The organism is Nostoc sp. S13, from assembly GCF_029379315.1.
Classification (GTDB): domain Bacteria; phylum Cyanobacteriota; class Cyanobacteriia; order Cyanobacteriales; family Nostocaceae; genus Nostoc.
The window spans coordinates 17,379-27,787 of record NZ_JAQYWQ010000098.1 but is presented as its reverse complement, the minus strand read 5'-3'; the positions used below and the strand labels follow the sequence as shown (position 1 = coordinate 27,787).

Annotated in this window: 8 protein-coding genes; 1 reads left to right on the top strand and 7 read right to left on the bottom strand. The window is 43.1% G+C overall.

The genetic code is table 11. The annotated features are described in order from the left end of the window. Positions 1 to 33: 33 nt before the first annotated feature. From PUQ00_RS24625 to PUQ00_RS24600, 6 genes are all read right to left on the bottom strand, one after another. The gene (locus PUQ00_RS24625; RefSeq protein ID WP_300421734.1) at positions 34 to 408 is read right to left on the bottom strand and encodes a four helix bundle protein; all 375 of its coding nucleotides are present in this window, start codon (positions 406 to 408) and stop codon (positions 34 to 36) included. A 101-nt stretch (positions 409 to 509) separates the two neighbouring features. Next, positions 510 to 1,322 carry an ABC transporter permease gene (locus PUQ00_RS24620; RefSeq protein WP_300421732.1) on the bottom strand — a complete coding sequence of 271 codons (813 nt, stop codon included), beginning with the start codon at positions 1,320 to 1,322 and terminating at the stop codon, positions 510 to 512. Continuing rightward, positions 1,323 to 2,333 carry an ABC transporter ATP-binding protein gene (locus PUQ00_RS24615; RefSeq protein ID WP_300421731.1) on the bottom strand — a complete coding sequence of 337 codons (1,011 nt, stop codon included), beginning with the start codon at positions 2,331 to 2,333 and terminating at the stop codon, positions 1,323 to 1,325. A 506-nt stretch (positions 2,334 to 2,839) separates the two neighbouring features. Further along, complete coding sequence (locus tag PUQ00_RS24610; RefSeq protein ID WP_300421735.1) at positions 2,840 to 4,576, bottom strand: diflavin flavoprotein; 1,737 nt, start codon at positions 4,574 to 4,576, stop codon at positions 2,840 to 2,842. Between the two features lie 310 nt (positions 4,577 to 4,886). Next, positions 4,887 to 5,399, bottom strand: a complete 513-nt coding sequence (locus tag PUQ00_RS24605) for a phosphate-starvation-inducible PsiE family protein (RefSeq protein WP_300421730.1) — start codon at positions 5,397 to 5,399, stop codon at positions 4,887 to 4,889. A gap of 198 nt (positions 5,400 to 5,597) precedes the next feature. Then, positions 5,598 to 7,328, bottom strand: a complete 1,731-nt coding sequence (locus PUQ00_RS24600; RefSeq protein WP_300421728.1) for a diflavin flavoprotein — start codon at positions 7,326 to 7,328, stop codon at positions 5,598 to 5,600. A gap of 219 nt (positions 7,329 to 7,547) precedes the next feature. On the opposite strand from PUQ00_RS24600, the gene PUQ00_RS24595 reads away from it, so the two are divergent. Further along, a complete protein-coding gene (locus tag PUQ00_RS24595) occupies positions 7,548 to 8,498 on the top strand; it encodes a pyridoxal-phosphate dependent enzyme (RefSeq protein WP_300421726.1) in 951 nt (316 codons plus the stop codon). Between the two features lie 364 nt (positions 8,499 to 8,862). Here the strand turns inward: PUQ00_RS24595 and PUQ00_RS24590 are convergent, their stop codons facing one another. After that, positions 8,863 to 10,227, bottom strand: a complete 1,365-nt coding sequence (locus PUQ00_RS24590; protein ID WP_300421725.1) for an efflux RND transporter periplasmic adaptor subunit — start codon at positions 10,225 to 10,227, stop codon at positions 8,863 to 8,865. Between the last annotated feature and the right edge of the window lie 182 nt (positions 10,228 to 10,409).

Genomic DNA, 10,409 nt, shown 5'->3' with positions numbered 1-10,409 from the left:
CCAGCTATGTAAGGGTTTCAGCTATTTTGAGGTTTATTTGTGGATAAGTCTATTGCCAATTGAGTTTAGGTATGAGTTTAATTTTGGCGCTAGTTCATTAATGATTGTTTTGATTGCATTTATCTGTTCGCTAGTTAAAAGGTTATGAGTGTAAGCCCGTCTTAACCAATGTTGAGTTTCATTCAAAGAGCCTCTGGCTATTTTTATGAAACGTCTATTATCTTGAAAACTACCTCTTCCTAGACCTTTCGCTATATTGGCATCGATACTATCGGCTGAACGTACAATCTGTTTACCAATCGTATCTTTTGCAAAAAAATTCCATCCTTCAACAATTTTACAAATGTCATCTGCTAATTTTTCTGATAATTGATAAACCTGTAATTCTTGGAAACGCTTTGTTGCCATTTATTCAGTTGTATTGCTGACTTTTAGTCACTCAATTTTCATTCATCTGTTTTTACTTGTCACTATTTTTTAACAAATGACTAATGACCAATGACAAATAACTATTGCCTTTGAAAGCGTAGTGCATCAATTGATTGAGCTGTGAGAAAGATGCCCAAAAAAATGTAACTGGCAAATAAAATTAAGGCGCTGGTATCAAAAATGCCTTGAATTAAGGTGTTGTAATGTTTTAGCAACGATAGATAACCTAATGCTTCGCCCACGGGGCCAGGGACAATTTTGGCAATTAAATCAATCAATAACAATAATAAGATTACTGCAAAGGTGAGAACGGCAGACAGAATTGTGCTGTCTGTTAATGAGGAAATAAACATTCCTACAGATAAAATTGCTGCTGCTAGCAAGATTAATCCCAAATGACCCAGCAAGGGAATTGAAAGCGTCATTGGTGGATTTGATCCACTGATTGCGATCGCTTCCAACACTAGCATGGGTACAACCATTGTGATAAAAAATGTTGCCACGCCTAATAATTTACCTACAGCTACCGCCCAATTGGTGATTGGTGACGTGGCTAACAGTTCTAAAGTGCCCCGCTTACGTTCTTCGGCATAGAGTCCCATCGAGAGAATTGGCAGGATAAACAACAATAGCCACCCCATGCGATCCAAAAATGCTCGGACAAATTCGTAGGGGACATCTATCGGCGGTACTGACACTCCCTGTTGTTGCCCTTGTAAATCTATTGCCGCGACTCCGTTCAAAATGCCATCTGGGCCTAGCAAAATCATCACGAAAAATAACCCCGCAATGAACCAAAATATGCCTGCGATCGCATAAGCCAAAGGTGATACAAAATAACTCTGTAACTCTCGGCGATAAATGGCAATAATATTACTCAGCACTACACCCATTTACGCTGCCTCTCCTTCGTTGTCTGCTGCTAAGTCTACCTCAGTATCGAAATTCTTTTCTTCTGTGGTCAGTTGCAAGAATACATCTTCTAAGGTAGCGTTAAGACGCCGCAGTTCATGTAAACCGAATCCTGCACGCACTAATGTTGTGGCAATGTCGCGTCCTGGTTCTTTTCCTGGTTCCGATATCACCCGCAGGTAAGCGCGGTTTGCCTGGAGTTGATGACCGTGCATTCCGGTTGTCGGAATTGATTCTATCAAACTCACGCCTGCGACTTTTTGCAATACCTGTTTCGCTAGGGCAGCTTCTCCTTCTATTTCCAACTCATACCCGGAACCGCCTGTCAACTGGGTCATCAGGTTTTCAGGTGTATTAGTTGCCACCACTTTACCGCGATTGATGATGGCGACGCGGCTACAAGTCATGCTTACTTCTGGCAGAATGTGCGTGGAAAGAATTATTGTGTGAGTCCCAGCGAGACTTTTAATTAAATTCCGCACCTCAATTATTTGTCGAGGATCGAGTCCAACGGTGGGTTCATCCAGAATAATCGCTGGTGGATCGTGGACGATCGCTTGAGCAATTCCTACCCTTTGGCGGTATCCTTTAGAGAGTTTGCGAATAATTACCCGCTGCTTATCTTCTAAGTTGCAGCGTTTGATCGCGGCTACTACCTTATTGGTGCGATCGCCTGCTGATACTCCCTTAATTCGGGCAACAAAATGCAAAAATCCCTCCACCGTCATGTCTGGATATAACGGTGGTGTTTCCGGTAAATAACCAATGCGTTGGCGCACAGCCAGGGAATTTTCATGGACATCATAACCAGCAATCCGGGCATTACCATTGGTTGCCGGTAAATAACCAGCCAGAATCCGCATAGTTGTGGTTTTACCAGCGCCATTGGGGCCCAACAACCCTAAAATCTCCCCCGGTTCGACGCTAAAAGTGACATCAGTAATCGCTGGGGTGGAGCCGTATATTTTACTTAGATGCTCAACTTCAATCATCGGTATAGTGGCGATCGCAATTTATAGGATACCCAACAATCTTAGATCACGATATTGGGTATGGAGGATTAGCACTAAGATTGGCCGACAATGGGTAAAGTTCCTGAAAAACCTAACCATCGAGCAAGCTTTCCTACTATAGAAAGGCGAACAATTAAAGCTTCTTAAGAGCAGAGAGGTTGGGAGAGAGATTTTCCAGATACCGTAAAAAGTCAGCATTGTTAGTCGAAACAATGCCATTACAACTTTAAAAGACTTGTGTCTAAGCTGTCGCGCATTTAATTTGCACAACTAGGGCGGGCAAGATGCCCACCCCACAAGAGATTCATTTTTTTTGAGGATGCAAATTAAAAGATTTTTAGCTTACCTGACTTTTCACATTATGTAGGAAAGCCCACGAAAAACCTAACCCCCTTCCCGACGCGGGAAGGGGGGAAATTCAAAGTCTCTCTCCTTTTAGGAGAGAGATTTAGAGAGAGGTTTTTCAAATACCGTGAAAAGTCAGGTTAATAATAGCTACCAGATTTCCGATGCTCCAAAGCAGTGACACCATCATTTTCCAAGACTTCACCGTGATCGATGACGGCATAAATTAACCATCTATCACCACATTCAAGCTGATTTTGCACCGTACATTCTAAATAGGCTAATACCTCATTCAGAATCAAACAACCATTAAGAGCAGTTTTTGTGGCAAGATTTGCAAAGGGATTATCTCCTAAAGTGCTATGACGAGAAAAATAGCGCCGCACATTTCTTCCTTCTTTGAGGATATTCAGCACAAATTTATCACCAGGATGATGCATTAAATCTGCATTCTGCTCGTTAGCGATCGCAATCATAATCCCTGGCGGGTTAAAAGTTGCCTGCGATACCCAAGAAGTTAAAACGCCTTTATGAGTTTCTTCATCACGAGTTGTCACAACACACAGAGAACCAATGATCCGCCCCACAGCTTGTTCGGTACGATCTACATGGGTTTCTGTCACAACCTGGCGGGAAGTACGTAGTTTTTTGGTTTTCTTCAAATTTTGGGCAAAGGAAGCACCTGCTTCTTGACACTGCTGGAGAATCACAGGAGTAGGGCTGAAACGCACCCGAATTGTTTCAAACCCTAGTTGATAATTAGCATCTTTAAGCTTGCTTTCCAGTAAATCAATTGCCTCTCCACTCCAACCGTAAGAACCAAACACCCCTGCTAACTTAGTTTTAGCCGTCGCTGAGAGGACTATTCCTAAAGCTGTTTGAATTTGAGTCGGTGCATGTCCGCCTAAAGTGGGTGAACCGATAATCAAGCCATCGCAGGTTTCTACAATGCGGCTAATCTCCGCAGAGTCTGCTAATTCACAGTTAATCGATTCAACATTAATGCCATTTTGAATCAAACCTTGAGCGATCGCATTCGCCAAAATTGCTGTATTACCATAAGCAGAAGCATAAAGCAAAGCGACACTCAATTCTTGAGATTTTTGCCCTTGACACCATTGACGGTAATCATAAGTAAAACGACTAAGGCTGTAACGAACAACCGGCCCGTGTGCTGGGGCATAACATCTGGCTCCCAAAACCGACAATTTATCTAAGGCTACTTCAACTTGTTTGGCTTGGGGCGCATGGAGACATTCAAAATAGTAACGACGTTCCGCATCTAATCCCTTCCAATCTTCATCAAACAAAGTATCTTCGCAAATATGAGCGCCAAAAAGTTTGTCTGTGTAGAGAATTTTTGTGGCGGGATCGTAGGTACAAAGTCCATCCGCCCACCGGGGAGTTGGTACGGTGATAAATGATAAATGATGTTCTTGTCCTAAATCTAGAGTATCTCCCGATCGCACCACTTGAATAGGTGATTCAAATTCGGGAAAGGCAGTTTTTAGAGCATTGGCGGCGGGACGAGAACAAATGAGAGTGGCTTGAGGAACCAGAGAGAGCAATACTTGCAAGGTTGCTCTGCGGTTCGGGTTGACATGACTGAGAACAATGTAATCGAGGGAGATAAAATCTAGATATTGTGCTAGTTGCTCAAGGTAAATTTCGGTAAAGGATTCACCAGGAGGGTCAATTAAAGCTTTTTTATTAGCTTGAATCAAATAAGAATTCGCCGTAGTTCCCCGTTGGCGGGAATACTCAACCTCAAATTTTAGTCGTTCCCAAGTCCGCGATCGTAGAATCAGAGTATTTTTACCAATTTCAGCAACTTGTACATCTCTAGGATGGCTGGTAGTGAAAGTATTTGCAGACATAATAACCTCTCTTAATAAGGGGGCATTGGGCATTGGGCATTGGGCATTGAGCATTGGGCATTAGACTTATCCGGAAATGAGAACTTTATTTGGCTGAAACCTAGCTCTGGAGAGGGTTTTAGAGGTTCCTGTTTTATATAAGCTAAAAAGCCAGCTATGTAAGGGTTTCAGCTATTTTGAGGTTTATTTGTGGATAAGTCTATTGGGCATTGGGCATTGGGCATTGGGCATTGGGCATTGGGCATTGGGCATTGGGCATTGGTTATTAATTCTTCTCCCTCACTCACTCCCTACTCCCTACTCCCTATTCTTAATGACTATTAGTTTGTATTAATTCAGACTTGGCTTGGCTTCTATAGCGTTTAGATACTTCTTGTTCCGGATCGATACCTTCAAAGGTTGGGGGTAGCCAAATTCGGAGGAACTGTAGTATTCCCAGCACTAATAAAAAGGCGCAAGTTGCTAAAACTTGACTCCAATTTGTTTCTAGAACACCTTTAACAATGACTTCTCGCAAGGCGGAAACGATGGAAACTTCAACAGCTACCCCAATAGATACTCGATGTTCCTGTAGGTAAATAATCAGTAGTCGGAATAACTCAACTAAGATAAGTAAAAAAAGAATATCGGCAGTAACAGCATGAAAATCTAGAGGCGGAAGTAACGAGAGAAACATATCTCTCACCTGAAGCACCATGAAGCTAAATAAACCGATGCACAAAGAAATCACAATCACATCTTGGATAAATTCCAAGGTTCGCACAACACGCGCCCGATTGATTTCATACATGCTAATTGGGGTATTTTCAACAGATTTGTACATAGCTTTTTGTGACTAAGGAGTGGGGAGTAAGAAGTTAAGAGTGAGAAGTGGGGAGTTAGGAGTTAGGAGTTAAGAGTTAGGAGTTAGGAGTGAAAAGTTAGGAGTTAGGAGTTAGGAGTTAAGCTGTTACGCAGCCGGAAAGATGAGGGAGACAATGCCCCATGCCCCATGCCCCATGCCCAATGCCCCATGCCCCATTTAATAATGATTGCCAATTTTGCGGTGATGGGCGGCGGTAAGTGCATTTAGCTTGCCAACTCGTCCAGTTTTGACTGTGCTATAAATTACCCAATGATCTCCACAATCCATGCGGCTGGTAATTTCACATTCCATGTAAGCTAAAGCTTCAGCGAGAACGGGCGATTCATTGGTGGCAGGATATGTCTTGACTCCAGCAAAGCGGTCTGCACCAGGAGCAAAACGCTTTAGGAAATGTTTCATTAATCCTTGATATTTGCCTTCTTCTAAAACGTTTAAAACAAAGCGATCGCTTACATGCATCAAGGACTCAATTGCCCGCTCTTTAGATACTGCGATCGCTACTCCTAAAGGCTCAAGACTCGCTTGTGTCACCCAAGAAGCAAACATCGCACTCTGAATTTCTCCTTTTTTGGCGGTGATAATATACAATCCTGTGCTAATACGTCCTAACGCTTTTTCTAGCTCGGTATTGATAGATTTAATCTGTTTAATGCTGCGATCGCGGTTCAGCCATTGACCCATATCTGTCCCCGCTTCATCACAAAGTTGTTCCGTTGCTTGGGTAGGAGTTTCCTTAACTAAGATAGGTGGAAAGGCTTCAATTAATCCCAGTTCTTGAAACTTATTCCGTAAGGGATAAATGGGTTCATCTTCTCCCCCTCCTGACTCTAATAAACCAATTGCCTGTTTCTTGTGAACAGCAGCTAAAATTGTACTTAAAGCAGCTTGAGCTATCACCGAAGATTGGGCTGGCATTCCAATTACTAAACCAGAGGCTTGTGCAACTAATTCTCGAACTTCTTGAGGCTCGGCACTATTAAGAGCTACTAATTCTACTGCGACGCCTGTTTTCGCGCATCCATGTGCTATAGCACGAACTAAATACTCACTATAGCCGTAATCTTCAACATATAATAGAGTTACTAACGTCTCTGTTTTTGCTTGTTCTAAGCTCCAGTTTTGATACCGTCCAAGCCATTCGGAAATATAGTGTTGTAATAAAGGGCCATGTCCTGTAGCAACTGTTCCTATCTCTAACTTTTCAATCCGCTTTAAAGCTGTCAAAACAGACCGGGCATTGGGGCCCATGAGACAATCATAGTAATATTTAAAATCCTCCTCCATTGAGGTGATATTTTCATCATAGGTGTGGTCATCACAGTAGTGCATCCCAAATACATCACAAGTATAGAGAGTGGAAGTTTTGTGGTCATAAGTCAAGATTGTGTCAGGCCAGTGTAAGTTAGGTGCAGAGATAAATTCTAATTCGTGTCCGTTGCCTAAATCTAATCGCTCTCCACTTTTCACCTGCATTGATTTAAAAGGCTGGTGAACCATATTTTCTAAAAATTGAATAGCTACCCTAGCACCGACAACAGTAATAGAGGGAGCTAATTGTAAAATATTTTTCACTAAGCCACTGTGGTCGGGTTCTGTGTGGCTAATAATCAAGTAATCTATTTTAGTCGGATCAATTAATCCCACCACTATCTCAAGATATAGCTGCTCAAACTTGTGGTGAGATGTGTCAATTAAGGCAACTTTTTCTCCCTGAATTAAGAAAGAATTATAGGTTGTCCCATTCCGTAAACCAAACTCGATATCAAAACGTTCTCTATCCCAGTCGAGACAACGGATAGCAGTCGTTTGAGGAGCAATTTCAACAGTTTGAATCGTCAAACGTCCTGGATTGGGAGTAACTTGAGTGGGCTGTGTGAGTGCGACCATTTGTTTTCTCCAAAAAGCTATTATCTAGAGCGAGTGTTATGTTTCTTATATTTACCTGAAATACTTAATTAGTAAAATGCTAATTTCTAAAGATAATCATCAGAAAGATTTATTCTTCATTTTGATTGATTTACCATTGAATTACTCAATGTTTATCATTACTTTTATATTCAATAATGAACGTAAGAGAATGTAAATTCTAAGTTAGAATGTTGACACATGTCGTTAATCTTTTTTCCTCCTCTAGAACAAATTAACAGCGAAATTGCCCGCCACGCTGGTGTTGATCTGTATGTGCTGCGCCTCGACCTCATGCACCCCTTAGTTAACGGCAACAAGTGGTTCAAACTGAAATACAATATTTTGGAAGCCAAGGAGAAAAATTTCACGACGCTGCTTACTTTTGGCGGGGCTTATTCCAATCACATCTATGCAACTGCGGCGGCTGGTAATCTTTTCGGTTTTCGCACTATTGGTGTAATTCGTGGGGAACAGAGGCTACCACTCAACCCGACGCTGAGTTTCGCTGTACAGCAGGGTATGCAGCTTATGTACTTGAACCGCCAGATGTATCGACAGCGCAACACAGCAGCGCTACAGGAATATCTGCAAGAACGCTTTGGTGAGGTGTTTATCATTCCCGAAGGTGGTTGTAATTTAAATGGTGTGCGCGGCTGCACAGAGATAGTTGGTGATGCAATGCCTACGGCTGGCTACGCCTACGCATTTGATCATATATGCGTAGCCTGCGGTACAGCTACCACACTGGCTGGTATTACGCTATCGTTGGATCAAAAGCAAAGAGCGATCGCTTTTCCCGTTCTCAAAAATGGGGCTTTTCTTGCACAAGAAATCGAAAGTCTGTTGACAAATTACCTCGCCTCTGGTTTACCCGCACCATACACTTCTCCGGCTGACTGGGAATTAGTGTGTGATTACCACTTTGGCGGCTATGCAAAGGTGAACGACGAGTTGCTACAGTTCAGCCAGCAGTTCACGGAGGAACATGGTGTACCCCTCGATTACGTTTATACCGCCAAAATGTTTTACGGAGTCATGGATTTACTAAAGCAGGGATTTTTTCGTAGAGGCGATTCATTGCTACTAGTACACACAGGAGGTTTACAGGGCAACGCTGGGATGGAGAAGCGAGTAGTCCAAGCCCTCTGAAAGCCAGTCTTCAAGCTTGATTTGTCGTCTTTTCGTGCACACTCTTGACAAAAGCGCAATTATCTTAGGGGACTGACAAAAAAAAATACCCTACAAGAGGCTTTGCTCGTTCCCAGTCGGAGACTGGGAATGCCTTCATTGAGTCTCTGGCTCAATGTCTGACTGGAGGCAGAGCCTTTAATTTGCCATTCCCATGCTCTGCATGGGAACGAGATAAACGAGAGAACAATGAGAAATCGAGCTTTTTTCGACTTGTGTGTACAGCGTAGCCACCTGCTCTTAGGGGAGCCAAAGCTGCGCTTTGTCTCTTTGGGGTTCTTCGGGTTTAATAAGTAATCAAGCCGACATAATATTACGAATGAGTCTACTTTTTTTGTGCAACTCGCTGCACCTGCAAACCCTCTGTATCATCAACCGTGGGAGTGGCAATCAGCGATTCATTTCCTGTCAGACCTGATAGAATCTCTACTTCAGTACCATAATCTCGCCCAACAGCAACTTTTTGATAATGCACTCTTTGGTCTTTAGTTACAGTTGCTACCTGTGTACCTCCGCCGTTAACGACTAAGGCACTATCTGGCACAACAAAGGGAGGATCGTTACGGTTAATGGCAAATTTGACACTGGCATACATTCCAGGTCGGAGGCTAGCGCCCAAATTCTGCACTTGTAATTGTGTCAGCAAAGTGCGAGTATTTGGATCTATAGCGTTGCTAGTACGCACTACTTTACCCGTAAACGCTTGTTGTGGTAACTCTCTAACTGTAATTTGTGCTGTTTGACCAACCTGAAGTGACGATGATAAACTCTGTGGAACATTCACATTCACATCTAGCTTGTCATAAGCAGCAATAGTATAAAGGCTGGTATTGCTAGTGTTGGTATTGCTGGTACTAATGCTACTAGTAGTACTGTTGTTACTACTACCTGCTGAAATTAAAACACCTGTATTGACGTTACGTGCGGTAATCACTCCTGAGAAAGGAGCAGTGACTTTTTTATAAGACTGCAACACGGTATTACGCTGGAAGTTTGCTTGACTGGCGTAGACGTTAGCTTGTGCTGCTTTGACGTTGGCAGAGTCCGCATTAATAGTGTTTTGTGCTGCCTCAACGTTGGCAAGATTAGCCTGATATGTAGCATATTTAGTATCTGCATCTTGTTGAGCAACTGCACCTTTCTTGACAAGAATTTGCCAGCGCTCCCAGCTCTGACGTGCTATCAATAGATTAGCGCGGGCTTGCTTCAAATCAGAAATACCTTTAGCTAAACTAGCACGACTTTGAGACACATTGGCTTGTGCTTGCACTAACTCTGCGTTCGCTTGCAGAACTTGCTGATCGGTGTCTGGTGAATCAATCTCTGCCAACAACTGACCAGCTCGGACGCGATCGCCAATGTCTGCGTACCACCGTCGCAAATACCCAGTACTGCGAGCGTAGATGGTCGTTTGGTTAAGGGCTACAACACTGCCAGGTAGTTCCAAGTTGGTAGAAGCAGTGGCGCGACGGGGAGTGATCACGTTGACTGTGGGTAGGGTGCTTGCTTCCTTGACTGCTGCTCGTAATTCTGACCTTTGGCTTAACCGAGGCAGAATACCTATGGCTAGTAGGCTACCAAAAAAAACAGCGCCAATTACAACCCAACCAATTCCACCGATACCGCGCCTTTGTTTTCTAGAAGTCGTTTCTTGTTCAGAATCAGGAGATGGACGATGCTGAGAATCCATAGGTAAACCGTTCCATATTATCTAGTTTGCAGAAATTTAGTAGCTAGAGTCATTACCATCATTGGCGTTGACAGTTGTGTTCTTTATAACCTGCGGGAATGGGATATAGCGGAATGGCACTAAGTTAAGATACAGGCCTTGTCCTAACTAGTTCCTAGCCTCTACCCTGGGAACACATCCTG